The following is a 17,213-nucleotide window of genomic DNA, read 5'->3' as shown; positions in this document are numbered from 1 at the left end:
TTCCTGGGCCGGCGGACGTCGCTTCTGTTAGATTGGTCTAAACCACATGGAGATGCACAGAGCCCACTTCAGAACGGCAGGCCCAGCGTGGAAGTTGTCATCGTTCCGGACGCCGCGGCGGGCGGCGAGCTGATCGCCGAGGCCATGGCCCAGCTGCTGCGGCGCAAGCCCGACGCCCTGCTCGGCGTGGCCACCGGCTCCACCCCGCTGCCCGTCTACCAGGCGCTGACCGCGAAGGTCCGCTCCGGCGCCGTCGACACCTCGCAGGCGCGCATAGCCCAGCTCGACGAGTACGTGGGGCTGCCCGCCGACCATCCCGAGTCCTACCGCTCCGTGCTGCGCCGGGAGGTGCTGGAGCCGCTCGGCATCGGCATGGACGCGTTCCTCGGACCCGACGGCACCGCCCGGGACGTACAGGCGGCGTGCGAGGCGTACGACCGTGCGCTCGCCGGGGCCGGCGGAGTGGACCTTCAGCTGCTCGGGATCGGCACCGACGGACACATCGGGTTCAACGAGCCGTGCTCCTCGCTCGCCTCGCGCACCCGGATCAAGACGCTGACCGAGCAGACCCGGATCGACAACGCCCGCTTCTTCGGCGGCGACATCGAGCAGGTCCCGCACCACGTCATCACCCAGGGCATCGGCACCATCCTGGAGGCCCGGCACCTGGTGCTGCTGGCGACCGGTGAGGGCAAGGCGGACGCGGTCGCCGCGACCGTCGAGGGACCGGTCGCGGCCGTATGCCCGGCCTCCGCGCTCCAGCTCCACCCGCACGCCACGGTGGTCGTCGACGAGGCCGCCGCGTCCAAGCTCAAGCTGGCCGACTACTTCCGGCACACCTACGCCAACAAGCCGGACTGGCAGGGGATCTAGACCTGTAGGCCTAGACCAATCCTGGTCGCGACGGTACAAGAGGAGATCACGGAGCGTGCGGGTGGCATCCTGGGACAGGAACCCGTGCCACGATGTGACCCGTGGCCGAAGCCAGTCGGTCGCTGTCGGCATCCGGAGCCGGGAAGGCGGAGCATGAGCACCGACGTCAGCAGTGCGGAGAACGAGGCCGGCACGACCGTCCGTACGGCGCGCGTGCCCAAGTACTACCGCTTGAAGAAGCACCTGCTCGACATGACGGAGACGCAGGCCCCGGGCACACCGGTGCCGCCCGAGCGTACGCTGGCGGCCGAGTTCGACACCTCCCGCACCACCGTCCGCCAGGCCTTGCAGGAGCTGGTCGTGGAGGGGCGGCTCGAACGCATCCAGGGCAAGGGCACCTTCGTCGCCAAGCCCAAGGTCTCCCAGGCGCTGCAGCTCACCTCCTACACCGAGGACATGCGCGCCCAGGGTCTGGAGCCCACCTCGCAGCTGCTGGACATCGGCTACATCACCGCCGACGACCGGCTCGCCGGGCTGCTGGACATCGCCGCCGGCGGACGGGTGCTGCGCATCGAGCGGCTGCGCATGGCCAACGGCGAGCCGATGGCCATCGAGACCACGCATCTGAGCGCCAAACGCTTCCCTGCCCTGCGCAGATCGCTCGTGAAGTACACGTCCCTCTACACCGCGCTCGCCGAGGTCTACGACGTCCACCTCGCCGAGGCCGAGGAGACCATCGAGACCTCGCTGGCCACTCCGCGCGAGGCGGGCCTGCTCGGAACCGATGTGGGCCTGCCGATGCTGATGCTCTCCCGCCACTCCCTGGACCGCGAGGGCCAGCCGGTGGAGTGGGTGCGGTCGGTGTACCGGGGGGACCGTTACAAGTTCGTGGCGAGGCTCAAGCGCCCTGCGGAGTAGGACCGGTGGGACCGGTGGACCTTCGCTGAATCGATATACCGATATACGGACGAGGTCTTCCACTGTCGCGACACCGTCACCTAGATTGCCTGCGCATTACACAGGTGATCAGCGAGGGGACGGAGAGCCGTGGCATGTCCGAAACACCTGAAGTGAGACCACCGGTCGTCACCCCGGTCCGGGTGATCATCGCCTTGTGCCTCGGCGCGCCCTTTGTGGCGACGCTGTGGGTCGGCTCCTACGCCAAGACGGACCCGGCCTTCATAGGGATCCCGTTCTTCTACTGGTACCAGATGCTCTGGGTGCTGATCTCCACGGCCCTGACGATGACCGCGTACAAGCTGTGGCAGCTCGACCAGCGCACCCGCGTCTCCCAGAAGGGCGGTGAGGCGAGGTGAAGGACGGCGTCAACGGCGTCGCGCTCGGCGTCTTCATCTTCTTCTTCCTGGCCGTCACGGTCCTGGGCTTCCTCGCCGCACGCTGGCGCAGGGCCGACAACGAGCACTCCCTGGACGAATGGGGCCTGGGCGGACGGTCGTTCGGCACCTGGATCACCTGGTTCCTGCTCGGCGGCGACCTGTACACGGCGTACACCTTCGTCGCCGTACCGGCGGCGGTCTACGCGGCGGGCGCGTCCGGCTTCTTCGCGGTGCCGTACACGATCCTGGTCTACCCGCTGATCTTCACCTTCCTGCCGCGCCTGTGGTCGGTCTCGCACCGCCACGGGTACGTCACCACCTCGGACTTCGTACGCGGCCGCTTCGGCTCGAAGGGGCTGTCGCTGGCGGTGGCGCTGACCGGCATCCTGGCGACGATGCCGTACATCGCGCTCCAGCTCGTCGGTATCCAGGCGGTGCTGGACGTGATGGGCGTCGGCGGCGGGGACACCACCAACTGGTTCGTGAAGGACCTGCCGCTGCTGATCGCGTTCGGCGTGCTGGCGGCGTACACGTACTCCTCCGGCCTGCGCGCGCCCGCCCTGATCGCCTTCGTCAAGGACGCGCTGATCTACATAGTCATCGGGGTGGCGATCATCTACATCCCGATCAAGCTGGGCGGCTTCGACGACGTCTTCGCCAAGGCGGCCCACGCGTTCAGCCAGGTCAACCCGGCCACCGGCAAGCCGCGCGGCGCGCTCGCGCCGCCGGAGGCGGGCCAGTGGACGTACGCCACGCTGGCGCTCGGCTCGGCGCTCGCGCTGTTCATGTACCCGCACTCGATCACCGCGACCCTGTCGTCCAGGAGCCGTGAGGTGATCCGCCGCAACACCACGATCCTGCCGCTGTACTCCCTCATGCTCGGCCTGCTGGCCCTGCTGGGCTTCATGGCGATCGCGGCCGGAGTGAAGGTCACCAACGGGCAGTTGGCGATCCCGCAGCTGTTCGAGGACATGTTCCCGGACTGGTTCGCGGGCGTGGCCTTCGCGGCGATCGGCATCGGCGCACTCGTACCGGCGGCCATCATGTCGATCGCGGCGGCGAACCTCTTCACCCGCAACATCTACAAGGACTTCATCAAGCCGGACGCGACACCCAAGCAGGAGGCCCAGGTCTCCAAGTTCGTGTCGCTGCTGGTGAAGGTCGGCGCCCTGGTCTTCGTCCTCACCATGGACAAGACGGTCGCGATCAACTTCCAGCTGCTGGGCGGTATCTGGATCCTGCAGACCTTCCCGGCCCTGGTCGGTGGCCTGTTCACCCGCTGGTTCCACCGCTGGGCGCTGCTCGCCGGCTGGGCGGTCGGCATGGTGTACGGCACGGCCGCCGCGTACGGGGTCGCCTCGCCGACCCAGAAGCACTTCGGCGGCCCGGCCAAGGACATCCCCGGCATCGGGGAGATCGGCTACATCGGCCTGACCGCGTTCGTCCTCAACGTCGCCGTGACCGTGGTCCTCACCTTCGTCCTCAAGGCCGTCAAGGCTCCCGAGGGCGTCGACGAGACCAGGCCGGCCGACTACACGGCGGACGCTGGCGATCCCGGAGTCCAGGCGGAGCTTCCGCCGGCGACCGCGGGAAGCACCCACTAGAGCGCCGAGCAACCACGAACAACCCACCACGAACAACCCACCACGGGCCGCCGGAGCACACGTGCTACGGCGGCCCGTGGACGTACGACACAACATCTGGGGGTGACACGGCACCCCGGCACTAGATGTATGCTCATCCTCGCTGTCGCCGCAGGGGAATCCGGTGCGAATCCGGAACTGTCCCGCAACGGTGTACTTGCGTGCATTCGCACGCTCGCGTCAGTCCGAGGACCTGCCGACAGCGCACCCGGCCGTCCGGCCGGTGTGCCGTGAGACGTCCGGGCCTCGTGGAGTGGGCCGGTGGACGCGACGCCGTGTGCGCTCGTGGCTGCCGCCTGCCCTCCGAAGGCCCCGTGCCGAGCGAGGGAGAGCCCCACGTGACCATCGCGCCAGCAGATCCGGCTTCAGCCGGCGGCCTGGAGACCGACGGTCCCGGTACCGCGCTGCTGCGGACCCTGACCGAGCTGACCGCCGACCTCCCCGACACCGACCCCGGCCGGGTCGCCGCCGCCGCGCTGCGCGGCCGGTCGGCGAACGCCGACGAGGCGGAGTTGCGGGAGCTGGCCACGGAGGCCGCCGCCGGGCTCATCTCCGAGGACCCCGCCTACTCCCGGCTGGCCGCCCGGCTGCTGACCCTCACCATCCGCGCCGAGGCCGCCTCGCAGGGCGTGACGTCCTTCACCGAGTCCGTGGCCGTGGGGCACCGGGAGGGGCTCATCGCCGACCGGACCGCCGGGTTCGCGCGGCTGCACGCCGAGCGGCTGGACGCGCTGATCGACACCGCCGCCGACGACCGCTTCGGCTACTTCGGGCTGCGCACGCTGCACAGCCGGTACCTGCTCCGGCACCCCCTCACCCGCAAGGTCATCGAGACCCCCCAGCACTTCATGCTGCGGGTCGCCGCAGGCCTCGCCGAGGACGACAGCGTCCGTTCCGTGGACGAAGTCGCCGCGCTCTACGGGCTGATGAGCCACCTCGACTACCTGCCGTCGTCCCCCACGCTCTTCAACTCCGGCACCCGGCACCCCCAGATGTCGTCCTGCTACCTCCTCGACTCCCCGCTGGACGAGCTGGACTCCATCTACGACCGGTACCACCAGGTGGCCCGGCTCTCCAAGCACGCCGGCGGCATCGGGCTGTCGTACTCCCGGATCCGCAGCCGCGGTTCGCTGATCCGCGGCACCAACGGGCACTCCAACGGGATCGTGCCGTTCCTGAAGACCCTGGACGCCTCGGTGGCCGCCGTGAACCAGGGCGGCCGGCGCAAGGGCGCCGCGGCCGTCTACCTGGAGACCTGGCACTCGGACCTCGAGGAGTTCCTGGAGCTGCGGGACAACACCGGTGAGGACGCCCGCCGCACGCACAACCTGAACCTCGCGCACTGGATCCCGGACGAGTTCATGCGCCGGGTCAACGCCGACGAGCAGTGGTCGCTGTTCTCCCCGGCGGACGTGCCGGAGCTGGTGGACCTGTGGGGGGAGGAGTTCGACGCCGCCTACCGCAAGGCCGAGCAGGCGGGGCTCGCGAAGAAGACGATCCCGGCCCGTGAGCTGTACGGCCGGATGATGCGCACCCTCGCGCAGACCGGCAACGGCTGGATGACCTTCAAGGACGCCGCCAACCGCACCGCCAACCAGACGGCTCTGCCCGGCCATGTGGTCCACTCCTCCAACCTCTGCACGGAGATCCTGGAGGTCACGGACGACGGCGAGACGGCGGTCTGCAACCTGGGGTCGGTGAACCTCGGTGCGTTCGTGAGCGGCGGTGACATCGACTGGCAGCGCCTCGACGAGACCGTCCGCACGGCCGTCACCTTCCTCGACCGCGTGGTCGACATCAACTTCTACCCGACCGAGCAGGCGGGCCGGTCGAACGCCAGGTGGCGGCCCGTCGGCCTCGGTGCCATGGGTCTGCAGGACGTCTTCTTCAAGCTGCGTCTGCCCTTCGACTCGCCGGAGGCCAAGGCCCTGTCCACGCGGATCGCCGAGCGCATCATGCTCGCCGCGTACGAGGCCTCCGCCGACCTCGCCGAGCGGAGCGGCCCGCTGCCGGCCTGGGAGAAGACCCGTACCGCCCAGGGTGTGCTGCACCCCGACCACTACGACGTCGAGCTCACCTGGCCCGAGCGCTGGGCGGCCCTGCGCGAGCGGATCGCGGCCGTCGGCATGCGCAACTCGCTCCTCCTCGCGATCGCGCCCACCGCCACCATCGCCTCCATCGCGGGCGTGTACGAGTGCATCGAGCCGCAGGTCTCCAACCTCTTCAAGCGCGAGACGCTGTCCGGTGAGTTCCTGCAGGTCAACTCGTACCTGGTGAAGGATCTGAAGGAGCTGGGCGTCTGGGACGCGCGGACCCGTGAGGCGCTGCGCGACTCCAACGGCTCCGTGCAGGACTTCGCCTGGATCCCGGCCGACGTACGGGCCCTGTACCGCACGGCATGGGAGATCCCGCAGCGCGGCCTGATCGACATGGCGGCGGCGCGGACCCCGTTCCTGGACCAGGCGCAGTCGCTCAACCTCTTCCTGGAGACGCCGACCATCGGCAAGCTCTCCTCGATGTACGCGTACGCCTGGAAGTCCGGGCTGAAGACGACGTACTACCTGCGCTCGCGGCCCGCGACGCGCATCGCCCGCGCCGCCCAGGCGCAGGCCCAGAAGACCATCCCCGTCCAGCAGGCCGCCGATCCCGACGCGGTCGCCTGCTCCCTGGAAAACCCCGAGTCCTGCGAGGCCTGCCAGTAATGACCACTCGTCACACCAATCTCCTCGACCCGGGCTTCGAGCTGACTCTGCGTCCCATGCGCTACCCGGACTTCTACGAGCGCTACCGGGACGCCATCAAGAACACCTGGACCGTGGAGGAGGTCGACCTCCACTCGGACGTCGCCGACCTCGCGAAGCTGACTCCGGGCGAGCAGCACCTGATCGGCCGGCTGGTGGCCTTCTTCGCGACGGGCGACTCGATCGTCGCGAACAACCTGGTCCTGACGCTGTACAAGCACATCAACTCCCCCGAGGCGCGGCTGTACCTGAGCCGGCAGCTGTTCGAGGAGGCCGTGCACGTCCAGTTCTATCTGACCCTGCTGGACACCTATCTCCCCGACCCGGACGACCGGGCGGCGGCCTTCGCGGCCGTCGAGAACATCCCCTCCATCCGCGAGAAGGCCGAGTTCTGCTTCACGTGGATGGACTCGGTCGAGAAGCTCGACCGCCTGGAGACGCAGGCCGACCGCCGTCGCTTCCTGCTCAACCTGATCTGCTTCGCCGCGTGCATCGAGGGCCTGTTCTTCTACGGCGCCTTCGCGTACGTCTACTGGTTCCGCAGCCGGGGTCTGCTGCACGGTCTGGCCACCGGCACCAACTGGGTGTTCCGCGACGAGACGATGCACATGTCCTTCGCCTTCGACGTGGTCGACACCGTCCGCAAGGAGGAGCCGGACCTGTTCGACGACGCGCTCCGGCAGCAGGTCACCGACATGCTGGAGGAGGCCGTCGAGGCCGAGCTGCAGTTCGCGCGCGACCTGTGCGGTGACGGTCTGCCGGGCATGAACACCGCGTCGATGCGGCAGTACCTGGAGTGCGTCGCCGACCAGCGCCTCACCCGCCTCGGCTTCGCCCCGGTGTACGGCTCGGAGAACCCGTTCTCCTTCATGGAGCTGCAGGGCGTTCAGGAGCTGACGAACTTCTTCGAGCGCCGCCCGTCGGCGTACCAGGTCGCCGTGGAGGGCACGGTCGACCTGGACGAGGACTTCTGACCGGCCCGACGGTTCAGGCCGTTGTGCCGTTCGTCAGGCGGGGTGGGCCACGCCGCGGCGGCTGGGGGCGCGGTCCGGCGTCCCTTCGCCGCGCTCCGCCTGCCTGAGCTGCCGGTCGATGCGCCATTCCCGCACGGCACCGATCGCGGACGGGAGAATCATGAGGACGAGGATCCCGAAAGTGGCGAGCATGCCGATGAGGCCTTGGATCTGGTTTCCGTTCATGCCCTCACTGTCGCGCGGAACGCTCCTTCCCGTGAGTGGCAGGACTGCCGTACGCCCTCGAATTACTGCCACCGACCCGGCACACTGGCAGCATGCTGAAGAACGTGGCCGCCGTGCTGCTGGACGGGGTGCATCCCTTCGAACTGGGTGTCGTGTGCGAGGTGTTCGGCATCGACCGCAGCGACGAGGGACTGCCTGTGTACGACTTCGCCGTGGTCTCCGCCGAGGGGCCCACCCTTGACACCCACTGCGGGTTCACCGTGTCCACCTCCCACGGGCTGGAGCGGCTGGAGGAGGCCGACCTGATCGCCGTCCCGGCCGGGGAGACCTATGCCGTACGGGAGTACCCGGAGGAGTTGCTGGACGCCCTGCGGCGAGCCGTCCAGCGGGGGGCACGGGTGCTCAGCGTCTGCTCCGGCGTGTTCCTGCTGGCCGCGGCCGGGCTGCTGGACGGCCGTCGGTGCGCGGTGCACTGGCATCACGCGGAGCAGCTCGCCCGCCGGTATCCGACGGTCGCCGTCGAGCCGGACATGCTCTACGTCGACGAGGACCCCGTGATCACCTCGGCCGGCACCGCCGCCGGGATCGACGCCTGTCTGCATCTCGTGCGCAAGGAGCAGGGCCCCGAGGTGGCGAACAAGATCGCCCGCCGGATGGTCGTGCCGCCGCACCGGGACGGCGGGCAGGCGCAGTACATCGAGCGGCCGCTGCCCAAGGCCCCGTGCGACACCGTCGGCGAGGTGCTGGTGTGGATGGAGGAGCACCTCGACCAGGAGGTGACCGTGGAGCAGCTGGCAGCCCGTGCCCACCTGGCGCCGCGCACCTTCGCGCGCCGCTTCCAGCAGGAGACCGGGACGACGCCCTACCGCTGGATCCTGCGCCAACGGGTGCTGCGCGCCCAGGAGTTGCTGGAGGGCACGGACGAGACCATGGACGAGATCGCCTGGCGCACCGGGTTCGGTACGGCGGCGGCGCTGCGGCACCAGTTCGTCCGGGCGCTCGGCACCACCCCGAACGCCTACCGGCGCACGTTCCGGGGCCCGCAGGCCGCCTGAGCGCGCGCCGGTACCAGGTGGCCTACCAGGGCATCGGCCTCAGCAGCAGGTTGTGCGGACGGAGCGTGATGCCCACCCGGGTGGTGTCGTCCGACCCGGGGACCTGCTCGAAGCGGTACTTCGCCGAGATCGCCGCGGTGATCAGGCTCAGCTGGGTCATGGAGAAGTGGTCGCTGGGGCACTTGCGGTTGCCCACGCTGAAGGGGCTCATGGCGTACTTCGGGACGTCCTTGGCCCGCTCCGGCAGCCACCGGTCGGGGTCGAAGCCGAGGTGCCGGTCGTAGGAGCGGGCGTCGCGCTGGATCGCGTACGGGCTGTAGACGATGTCCGCCCCGGCCGGAATGCGATAGCCGCCGAGCGAGGTGTCGGTCACCGCGCGCCGGGTCAATATCCATACGGCGGGCCTGAGCCGCATGGCCTCGACGACGACATTGTTGGTGTGCGTGAGCGCGCGCACGTGCTGGAATCCGACCGGTCGGCCGCCGGTCACGGATTCGACCTCGGTCCGTACCTTCTCGGCGTGTTCCGGGTGTTCCGCGAGAACCTGCAGCAGCCACATGATCGTGGATGCGACCGTTTCGCTGCCGGGGGTGAGTATCGCGACGACCTGGTCGTGGATCTCCTGTTCCCCGATGGGGTCACCATTGTCGTCCTTTGCCTCCAGCAATGCCGTCAGCAAATCGTCCGGCTTTTGACCAGATGCCCTCCGCTCGGAGACGATCTCGTCCACCAGCAGATGCAAATCGGCCAGCGCCCGGTTGAATTCGCGGTTGGCCGGAAACGGCAGCCGGTACAGCGGTCCGAGCGGGATGACCATCCGGCGGTACATGCCCCGGAAGACGCTGGCGAGGTCGACGCTGAGCCGCTCGGCGCGCTCGTCCATGTACTCGCCGCGCAGCAGGCAGCGGGCGGCGATGCGCACGGCCACCCGGAAGGACTCGGAGGTGCAGTCGACGGTGTCGCCGGCTTTCCAGCGGTCGGTCAGCGCGTGCGCCTCCTCCTCCATGACCGGCCCGTAGTCCGGGATCGCGTCCAGCCGGAAGGCGGGCTGGATGGTGCGGCGCTGGCGCCGGTGCCGGGGGCCGTTGGCGGTGGCCACGCCCTCCTTGCCGAGCAGGCCTTCGAGGGACTCCCACAGCGGTCCGTCGATCTTGAAGTCGGGGCTGAGCGCGAGCGCGCCGGTCAGCTCCGGCGTGGTGACGGCGTACACCGTCTTGGGGCCGAGCTTGAGGCGTACGACGTCGCCGTGGTCGCGGAGCCGGGACATGAAGGCGAGCGGGTCGCGGACCAGCTTCAGGCCGTGTCCGAGGACCGGCACGGCGCCCCCGGCCAGGGGTGGCTCACGCAGTTCGGCCGCCTCGGAGCTGACGGGCCGCACAGAGTCGACGGTCATTTCTCACCTGCCGCTTCGTTGGTGACGTACGGGGGCGTCGACCGGTCGTCCCAGGTGTCGACCATGTAACGGCCGGACTCGTGGTGGAACCAGTAGACGGAGCTGAACCAGTTGCGCATATTGCCGACACAGGCGCGGACCGTGGCGCTCAGTTCCTTTCCGCGGACCGTTCCGTCGGCGAGGTCGTCGGCGAACCGCAGGGCGTCCTGCTCGGCTTCGAGGAATTCGCTGACGCATTTCTCGACCCGCCGCCTGACTTCGTCCACCGCTTCTTCGAGAGTCAGCCCCTCATGGGTGATGAGACTGATTCCGAGGTTGTGGACCTCGTCGCCCGCTATTTCCTTCGGCAGCGAGCACAGGTCGTTGTACCAGGCGGCGAATTCCTGGCTGAACAGCGCGGCCCGGCGGTAGGCCGGTGCTTTCCTCACGTCGTCCGGGAGTTCACATCCGGCGCTCGGTTCCAGCAGGTCCGTCCATATCCAGTGCGCGAAGGTGTGCCGGCGCAGGGCGAGGTATTCCTCGACGCCGGGTATGTATCCCTCGGTGCGGTTGTGGAACTCGCGGTCGTAGGCCTCTATGACCGCGTGGAAGTGCCGGGCGAACCGCTGGTTCCAGGTGCGCGACAGGAAGCCGTACAGCCGCAGGATGCTGTCCGCGAAACCGGCGACCAGCGGGTCCGGGTGGTGCAGGTGGTGCCGGGGTGCGTCGAGGGCCGCGTGCAGGCGGTGCCTCAGCCGCCGCCAGTAGCCCGTCCGGCCGTGGACGACACAGCGGTCGTGGCGGTCGTCCCAGACGAAGAACCACGCGCTGTAGTCGGCGATGGCCTGCATGACCTCGTCGGGGGCGCCGAGGTAGTAGCCCGCCATGAGGTCCGTGTAGCACAGTCCGTCGGCATATTCCTGCACCTTGTCCGCCGGCATGAGCCGTTTTTCCAGCAGCCAGAGCCGTGTGCTGTGCTGGAGCCGCGGCCAATACGGATGCAGTTGCCGGGGAAAGGCGGACTCGATCACCGGGAGTGCCAGTGACGGTGGTACGACGATCGCCGTCGGCGTCGCTGTGGTGCTGTGTGGGAAAGCTTGCACGAACAAACCCCTCTCAGCCGCCAGGAGCGCACGACCCTCTCCGGTTGTGCCGGGCGTGCGCCGTTGCGTATCCCCGCTCTTACATTCAGCACCACAACTGACCGCCATGGGAACGGATTTGCTTCACTCACTACCCCAAGGCCGCCGGGAATCCCGCCTTGTGTGACCGATTAAGGATCACAACGAGGACACAAGGGATCGGTTGTACGACGCACGGATGAGCGAGGCGAGGCAAGCGAAGGGCGCCCGACCGGGAGTGATCCCGGCCGGGCGCCCCAACGAGCCCATGCCGCCTAGTCGTTGGCGACCACCGGATAACGTGGCTCGTTCTCGGCCATCTGCCGCAGTGCGTCCTTGCGGTCCCGCTTGGACAGCCGGTCGATGTACAGGTAGCCGTAGAGGTGGTCGGTCTCGTGCTGCAAACAGCGTGCGAAGTAACCGGTGCCGCGCACCTTGATCGGGTTGCCCTGCTCGTCCTGACCGGTCACCTCGGCGTAGTCGGGACGCGCGAGCGGCGCGTACGCCGTCGGCACGGACAGGCAGCCCTCGTTGCTGTCGTCCAGCCGGCGCCGGTCGGCGGGCAGCTCGACCGGCTTCGGGTTGCACACCACGCCGACGTGCCGGACACCCTCGTCGTCCATGCAGTCGTAGACGAAGACCTTGAGGTCCACACCGATCTGGTTGGCGGCCAGGCCCACGCCCTCGGCGGTGCGCTGGCTGGCGAACATGTCGGCGACGAGCTGCTGCAGCTCCTCGCCGAACTCGGTGACGTCCTTGCACTCCTTGTGCAGCACCGGGTTGCCGACGACCGTGATCGGCCGCGAGGTGCCGCGCTCCCGCCAGGCCTTCTCGCGCTCCTCGCAGTCCTCCGTGTCGACGACATAGCCCTCGTCGTCGACGGGGAGCACGCCCGCGTGCTGCTGATCGGTGTCCTGCTGCGCCATGACCGACGTACGCCTTCCTGCAATCCTGGAAAATTCTGCGAGTACAGCCTAAAGGCGGCTGGTCACCGTCGGCTCAGCAAACCTCTTCGAGATCCCGCCAGTCCCTGGAGTCCGGGCTGTCCGCGACCCACCCGTCCAGCAACCCCCGGACCAGCGAAGCCGGCGCGGCCACCCCGCACTCCCGCTCGGGCACCCACAGCTGTCCGTCCGTCCGATGCCCCAGCGGTCCGGGATGACCGGGCTCGCTGTGGTCATGCGGGTCGAGATGCACACCTTCCCCCTCGTCCGAGGGCATCCGGGACTCCGAACACATCCGGCACAGCAGCCGCACCGACGAGGACCAGTCCTCCGCGGCGAACCCCGCGTCGGCGGCCAGCTGCTCCAGCGCGTCCCGGTCCGCCTCCGTGGCCGCCTCCAGCAGGACCACCCAGGTGGGCACGGGCGAGGGCGCCCACAGCTCGATCTCGTCGAAGACCGGGTAGGAGTGCCCGGCGGACGTCGTGCGCTCGCCGTGCGGGACACCGTCGTGCAGCACCACCTCGCCCCAGCGCCGCCCGGACGAGGGAAGCGGGATGGACAGCACCTCCAGCCGCGCCGGATCGAGCCTGCGGCCCCACACGACCTCGGCCTCGCCCTCCGGGGAGAGCCGTACGGCCGCGCTGCCCAGCTCCATGCCGAGGGGCTCGGCGGAGGCGGCGGCGCCCCCGGGCACCTTCAGCCCGTACGCCTGCCAGGCACGGCGGGCCAGCGGCCAGTCCTGCAGGGCGGTGGCGGCGATGCCGACGTTCCACCAGTCGGGCGCCCCGGTCTCCCGCTCCAGCAACGCGACCGCCCGGAGCCCGGCCGCACGGGCCTGCTCCCAGTCGTGCCGGAACTTGTGCAGCAGGGCGAGGTTGAACCAGGACTCCGACAGCCAGGGCTCCAGATCGGCGGCCCGTGTCAGCAGCTCGCCCGCGTCCTCGTACCGGCCGTCGCCGATCAGCGTGAACGCGCGGTCCGTGGCCTGCCGCCAGGAGGCGGAGGGCCGGTGCCGTCCCTTGCCGAAGATCCTCACGATTCCCGCCTGCCAGTTCCATTTCCCGCTGTGGGCTGGCTTGTGCCCCCGGACACCCTCTCCCTCGCATCCAACCACGTACGGCGGGAAAGGCGCTCATTACCCATGGGTTACCCAGCCCCGCGCGGGGTCAGACAGTGCCGTGCGTCTCCCGTCGCCTCCGCCGGCGCGCTCTCGCGCCAGGCCCGCGACCGGGCGAGGACCCGGGCGAGGGACTCCACCACCTCCGGAGCGTAGTCACCGGCGGTGCCGAGGCGCAGCTCCTCCAGCGCCCGCAGGGTCCCCTCGGGTCCGGCGTCCCGGGCCTTCTCCTCGTAGGCGTTCACGGCCCGGATGATCCGCGCGGCGACCGGCTGGTCACGGCAGGGGTCCGCCTGGCGTTCCACCATCACGGCGACGGCCGCGGCCACACCGGTCTGCCGTACGACGGCCCCGCCGAGCAGCGCGATGCGGCGCTGCTCCTCGGGGGGCAGGCCGGCGGTGGCACCGGCCGGGACCGGGTCGACCAGGCTGAGCTGGCCGATGTCGTGCATGAGGGCCGCGTACTCCAGGACGGTCAGCTCGCCCTCGCTCAGGCCGAGGTCCCGGCCGACGGCGAGGCTGAGCGCGGCGACGCGGCGGGCGTGTCCGGCGGGGGTGTATCCGGCGATCTCGGTGGCGCGGGCGAGGCAGGCGATGGTCTGCCGGTTGGTGGCGCGGACGGCCGCGTACCGGCGCACGGACAGCTGGGTGAGCAGCAGGGGCAGGCAGAACACGGGCAGCGCCCACAGGCCGACGACCGCGACCGCGAGCGCGATCACCGCGCCGGTCGCGCAGACCGCGGAGCCGATGCCGAGCAGCCCGCGCAGTTCGTCGCGCAGCAGCGGGCCGAACGGCCAGCGGGTGCGGGAGTGGGCGAGGGCCGCGGCGAGGACGGCGTCGCACAGGGCGGTCAGGACGAGGAGGGCGACGAGCAGCAGGGCGTAGGCGGGGCCGCTCCAGGACGCGAACACGCCCTTGTTGGAGAGGGGTTGGAAGCAGACGGCGGCGAATCCGACGCTCAGCACGCGGCGGGCGAGGTGGTCGAGGGTCGGGGTGCGGCCGCACCAGATGTGCGGGACGCCGCCGAGCAGGGAGGCGGCGAGGACCACGCTGACGACCTGCGGCGCGTCGTGCAGCGTCTGGTGCCCCGCGTCGGGTCCGAGCAGGGCGTACGACAGCGATCCCGCGGTGCCCAGCGGCGCGGCCTGCCGCACCGGGGCTCCGCTCCACCGGGTCAGCTCGCCGACGGCTATGAGCACCCCGAAGGCGAGCGCGACCCCCCGGTCGGCCATACCGGTCCACAGGGTGACGCCGAGGGAGGCGGCGGCGGTGAGCCCGGCCGCGGCGTGGACGAGTCTGAGGGCGGTCATCGCGGTGCCCCGGTGCGGGGGCCGGGGACCGGCTGCGGGTCCGGGGCCTCGCGCGCCGTCTCGTCGGCCGTGACGGCCGGGTGCCAGCCGTGCCGTTCGAGTGCCCTGGCGAGCGCCGTGACCATACGGGGGTCGAAGTGCGTCCCGGCGCACCGCTGCAGCTCGGCGACGGCCACCTCGACCGGCCGGGCCCTGCAGTAGGAGCGGGTGGAGGTCATCGCGTCGAAGGCGTCGGCGACGGCGACGACCCGGGCGCACTCGGGGATCCGGTCGCCGGCGAGACCGTAGGGGTAGCCGCTGCCGTCGAGGCGTTCGTGGTGGTGCAGGATCGCGGCGCGGGCCTCGCCGAGGAAGGAGATCCCGCGGACCATCTCATGGCCGTACTCGGGGTGCAGTTCGATGATCCGGCGTTCCTCGGGGGTCAGCGGGCCGTCCTTGCGCAGCAGCCGGGTGGGGACGCCGAGCTTGCCGACGTCGTGCAGGATCCCGGCGAAGCGCAGCGTCTCGACGCGGTCGTCGTCCATGCCGAGTTCCCGGGCGATCATCACGGAGGCCTGTCCGACGCGTTCGCTGTGGCCGCGGGTGTAGCCGTCCTTGATGTCGACGGCCTGGACGAGCGCGCGGATCGTGGCCTGGTGGGCGGCGCGTTCGCGGTGGTACTGGGCGAAGATCCACCAGGACACGCACATCGGCAGCAGCACGAGCAGCGCGGCGACCGGGCCGTACGGGCTGCGCCACAGCACGGCCATCATCAGCCCGGCGAGTCCGTGCACCGCGACCGGCGCGAGTGAACGGGACAGCAGCCCGCGCCAGGCCCGGCGCAGCGGAACCCCCTGGGCGACCGCGCGGAGGCCGCCGTCGAGGAGGGTGAGGATCAGGCAGAAGACGAGGACGGCCGCGCCGGCGGGCAGCAGCGCGTACGGGAAGTCGCAGCCGACGACGGCGTCCCGTCCGCCGAGCGCCCAGTGCACCCGGGCGGCGCCCCACACCGCGAGCGCGGGCTGCGCGGCCCGCCAGACGCGCCTGAGCAGCGCGGGCCGGTGCTCGACCGGCGAGAGCAGGGCCGCGGGCACCGGGACGAGCGCGGCGGCCGGCGGCGGCAGCAGGAACGCCCCGGCGAGCAGGACGGGGTAGAAGGTGCCGCCGAAACGGCGGCGTACGACGTGCTCGCTGGCGGCGCAGAGTGCGGAGAGCAGGCCGAGCGCCCACCAGGGGGTGCGGAGCGCCGGCAGCGGCAGGAGGCAGAACAGCGCCAGCAGGGCGACAGCGGCCACATAGCCGCGTGCCCTCGCCGGTACCGCCTCCATCGCACCCCTCCCCGACCGTGCCGGTCCAGGCTCGGAGCCTAGGGCGGGGATCGGGGGTACGGGGCCTATGACCTGAGGATTAGCACATTCGGGTGACGGCAGTGGTGACCCGGCGGTCAGCTCTCCTGCGGCGTGGCGGTCACGTCGTGGTCCGGCACGGCCTGGCCGGAGCGGATCAGATCGAGCCGCCCCATGACCTTGGCGCGCAGGTCGGCGGGCACGTCGTCATGCCCGCAGCACCGCTTGACCAGCTTCTTCACGGCCTGCTCCAGGCCGTACTTCTCCAGGCAGGGAGAGCATTCCTCGAAGTGGTGCTGGAACTTGTCGCGATCAACGGCCGGCATCTCACTGTCGAGGAACTCGTACAGATGGTCGAGGACCTCACTGCAGTCCGTCTCGTGCGGATCTCCGCAGCTCATGAGCCCGAACCTTTCGCTTCGTCCGACTCTCCGGCGCCCGCCGGGACCAGCCCACGCTCACGGGCGTAGTCCTCCAGCATGCCGCGCAGCTGACGGCGGCCCCGGTGCAGCCGGGACATCACCGTACCGATGGGTGTCCCCATGATGTCCGCGATCTCCTTGTACGCAAAGCCCTCGACGTCCGCGAGATAGACGGCGATGCGGAACTCCTCGGGGATCGCCTGCAGCGCTGCCTTCACGTCCGAGTCGGGCAGGTGGTCCAGCGCCTGCGACTCGGCGGAGCGCAGGCCCGTCGACATGTGCGACTCGGCGCGGGCGAGCTGCCAGTCCTCGATCTCCTCCGCGGCGGAGCGCTGCGGCTCGCGCTGCTTCTTGCGGTAGGAGTTGATGAAGGTGTTGGTGAGGATCCGGTACAGCCACGCCTTCAGGTTGGTGCCCTCACGGAACTGGTGGAAGGACGCGTACGCCTTGGCGTACGTCTCCTGCACCAGGTCCTCGGCGTCGGCCGGGTTGCGCGTCATGCGCAGCGCGGCCGAATACATCTGGTCGAGGAATTCGAGCGCGTCCCGCTCGAAGCGCGCACTGCGCTCGGCGGTGGACTCGGAGGTCGTCTCCGCGCTCACGCCCTGGCCCTCGGGCTGCTCCGCCTGGCCGTTGTCGGTCCCTGCGTCGGTACCGGTGACCGGACCCACCTCCTCAAGATCCCGGGCAGGACCGAGAGCGGTCCCACTCGATTCGGAGGATAGAACACGACCCGTGCCTGCCGCCCCTCGAA

At 70.1% G+C, this 17,213-nt stretch carries 16 protein-coding genes and 1 riboswitch; of the genes, 7 read left to right on the top strand and 9 right to left on the bottom strand.

The annotated features are described in order from the left end of the window. The first annotated feature begins 87 nt into the window (after window positions 1-87). The 6 genes from nagB to ABZ624_RS14935 all read left to right on the top strand — a co-directional run bounded on the left by nagB (window position 88) and on the right by ABZ624_RS14935 (window position 7,568). Window positions 88-873 carry a glucosamine-6-phosphate deaminase gene (nagB, locus tag ABZ624_RS14960; RefSeq protein WP_360087421.1) on the top strand — a complete coding sequence of 262 codons (786 nt, stop codon included), beginning with the start codon at window positions 88-90 and terminating at the stop codon, window positions 871-873. Between the two features lie 153 nt (window positions 874-1,026). Further along, entirely contained in the window at window positions 1,027-1,791 is a 765-nt protein-coding gene (locus ABZ624_RS14955; RefSeq protein ID WP_360087418.1) for a GntR family transcriptional regulator, read from the top strand. Window positions 1,792-1,925: 134 nt separating this feature from the next. Then, window positions 1,926-2,189, top strand: coding sequence for a DUF3311 domain-containing protein (locus tag ABZ624_RS14950; protein ID WP_360087415.1), 264 nt, complete (start codon window positions 1,926-1,928; stop codon window positions 2,187-2,189). Further along, window positions 2,186-3,814: a monocarboxylate uptake permease MctP gene (mctP, locus tag ABZ624_RS14945; protein ID WP_360087412.1), complete on the top strand. Its 1,629-nt coding sequence runs from the start codon at window positions 2,186-2,188 to the stop codon at window positions 3,812-3,814. Before ABZ624_RS14950 ends, mctP begins: the two co-directional genes overlap by 4 nt. A gap of 154 nt (window positions 3,815-3,968) precedes the next feature. After that, window positions 3,969-4,047, top strand: a riboswitch (cobalamin riboswitch). 144 nt (window positions 4,048-4,191) lie between these two features. Beyond that, window positions 4,192-6,555, top strand: coding sequence for a ribonucleoside-diphosphate reductase subunit alpha (locus ABZ624_RS14940; protein ID WP_360087409.1), 2,364 nt, complete (start codon window positions 4,192-4,194; stop codon window positions 6,553-6,555). Further along, on the top strand, window positions 6,555-7,568 hold the full coding sequence (locus ABZ624_RS14935) for a ribonucleotide-diphosphate reductase subunit beta (protein ID WP_360087406.1): 1,014 nt from the start codon (window positions 6,555-6,557) through the stop codon (window positions 7,566-7,568). Before ABZ624_RS14940 ends, ABZ624_RS14935 begins: the two co-directional genes overlap by 1 nt. Before the next feature lie 33 nt (window positions 7,569-7,601). On the opposite strand, the gene ABZ624_RS14930 is transcribed toward ABZ624_RS14935, so the two are convergent. Then, window positions 7,602-7,793, bottom strand: a complete 192-nt coding sequence (locus ABZ624_RS14930; protein ID WP_360087403.1) for a hypothetical protein — start codon at window positions 7,791-7,793, stop codon at window positions 7,602-7,604. Between the two features lie 92 nt (window positions 7,794-7,885). Here ABZ624_RS14930 and ABZ624_RS14925 point away from each other — a divergent pair, with 92 nt between their 5' ends. Next, the gene (locus tag ABZ624_RS14925; RefSeq protein ID WP_360087400.1) at window positions 7,886-8,848 is read left to right on the top strand and encodes a helix-turn-helix domain-containing protein; all 963 of its coding nucleotides are present in this window, start codon (window positions 7,886-7,888) and stop codon (window positions 8,846-8,848) included. Window positions 8,849-8,870: 22 nt separating this feature from the next. On the opposite strand, the gene ABZ624_RS14920 is transcribed toward ABZ624_RS14925, so the two are convergent. From ABZ624_RS14920 to sigR, 8 genes are all read right to left on the bottom strand, one after another. Further along, entirely contained in the window at window positions 8,871-10,241 is a 1,371-nt protein-coding gene (locus tag ABZ624_RS14920) for a cytochrome P450 (RefSeq protein ID WP_360087397.1), read from the bottom strand. Next, window positions 10,238-11,323, bottom strand: a complete 1,086-nt coding sequence (gene cyc1, locus ABZ624_RS14915; RefSeq protein ID WP_360087394.1) for an epi-isozizaene synthase — start codon at window positions 11,321-11,323, stop codon at window positions 10,238-10,240. The genes ABZ624_RS14920 and cyc1 overlap by 4 nt, the downstream gene beginning before the upstream one ends. 293 nt (window positions 11,324-11,616) lie before the next feature. Continuing rightward, the gene (gene def / locus ABZ624_RS14910) at window positions 11,617-12,267 is read right to left on the bottom strand and encodes a peptide deformylase (RefSeq protein ID WP_360087391.1); all 651 of its coding nucleotides are present in this window, start codon (window positions 12,265-12,267) and stop codon (window positions 11,617-11,619) included. Window positions 12,268-12,340: 73 nt separating this feature from the next. Further along, window positions 12,341-13,321 (bottom strand): tetratricopeptide repeat protein, encoded by a 981-nt coding sequence (locus tag ABZ624_RS14905; RefSeq protein WP_351238189.1) that lies wholly within the window; start codon window positions 13,319-13,321, stop codon window positions 12,341-12,343. A 110-nt stretch (window positions 13,322-13,431) separates the two neighbouring features. Beyond that, window positions 13,432-14,712 (bottom strand): HD domain-containing protein, encoded by a 1,281-nt coding sequence (locus ABZ624_RS14900; protein ID WP_360087388.1) that lies wholly within the window; start codon window positions 14,710-14,712, stop codon window positions 13,432-13,434. Continuing rightward, window positions 14,709-16,019 carry an HD-GYP domain-containing protein gene (locus tag ABZ624_RS14895; RefSeq protein WP_360087385.1) on the bottom strand — a complete coding sequence of 437 codons (1,311 nt, stop codon included), beginning with the start codon at window positions 16,017-16,019 and terminating at the stop codon, window positions 14,709-14,711. The genes ABZ624_RS14900 and ABZ624_RS14895 overlap by 4 nt, the downstream gene beginning before the upstream one ends. A gap of 116 nt (window positions 16,020-16,135) precedes the next feature. Beyond that, window positions 16,136-16,438, bottom strand: coding sequence for a mycothiol system anti-sigma-R factor (gene rsrA / locus ABZ624_RS14890; protein ID WP_360087382.1), 303 nt, complete (start codon window positions 16,436-16,438; stop codon window positions 16,136-16,138). Next, window positions 16,435-17,130 carry an RNA polymerase sigma factor SigR gene (gene sigR, locus ABZ624_RS14885; protein WP_360087379.1) on the bottom strand — a complete coding sequence of 232 codons (696 nt, stop codon included), beginning with the start codon at window positions 17,128-17,130 and terminating at the stop codon, window positions 16,435-16,437. The genes rsrA and sigR overlap by 4 nt, the downstream gene beginning before the upstream one ends. Window positions 17,131-17,213: the final 83 nt, after the last annotated feature.

The sequence above is a fragment of the Streptomyces sp. NPDC007205 genome (genome assembly GCF_040634095.1).
In the GTDB taxonomy this organism is placed as follows: domain Bacteria; phylum Actinomycetota; class Actinomycetes; order Streptomycetales; family Streptomycetaceae; genus Streptomyces.
The sequence above is the reverse complement of the archived record's forward strand: the minus strand, read 5'-3'. Positions and strand labels throughout refer to the sequence as shown.

What these genes read in the sequence shown, in the direction of transcription:
- ABZ624_RS14935 (WP_360087406.1), top strand. Translation starts at nt 6,555, where the DNA reads ATGACCACTCGTCACACCAATCTCCTCGACCCGGGCTTCGAGCTGACT.
- ABZ624_RS14955 (WP_360087418.1), top strand. Translation starts at nt 1,027, where the DNA reads ATGAGCACCGACGTCAGCAGTGCGGAGAACGAGGCCGGCACGACCGTC.
- ABZ624_RS14920 (WP_360087397.1), bottom strand. Translation starts at nt 10,241, where the DNA reads ATGACCGTCGACTCTGTGCGGCCCGTCAGCTCCGAGGCGGCCGAACTG.
- def (WP_360087391.1), bottom strand. Translation starts at nt 12,267, where the DNA reads ATGGCGCAGCAGGACACCGATCAGCAGCACGCGGGCGTGCTCCCCGTC.
- ABZ624_RS14900 (WP_360087388.1), bottom strand. Translation starts at nt 14,712, where the DNA reads ATGACCGCCCTCAGACTCGTCCACGCCGCGGCCGGGCTCACCGCCGCC.
- ABZ624_RS14930 (WP_360087403.1), bottom strand. Translation starts at nt 7,793, where the DNA reads ATGAACGGAAACCAGATCCAAGGCCTCATCGGCATGCTCGCCACTTTC.
- ABZ624_RS14950 (WP_360087415.1), top strand. Translation starts at nt 1,926, where the DNA reads ATGTCCGAAACACCTGAAGTGAGACCACCGGTCGTCACCCCGGTCCGG.
- ABZ624_RS14925 (WP_360087400.1), top strand. Translation starts at nt 7,886, where the DNA reads ATGCTGAAGAACGTGGCCGCCGTGCTGCTGGACGGGGTGCATCCCTTC.
- ABZ624_RS14895 (WP_360087385.1), bottom strand. Translation starts at nt 16,019, where the DNA reads ATGGAGGCGGTACCGGCGAGGGCACGCGGCTATGTGGCCGCTGTCGCC.
- rsrA (WP_360087382.1), bottom strand. Translation starts at nt 16,438, where the DNA reads ATGAGCTGCGGAGATCCGCACGAGACGGACTGCAGTGAGGTCCTCGAC.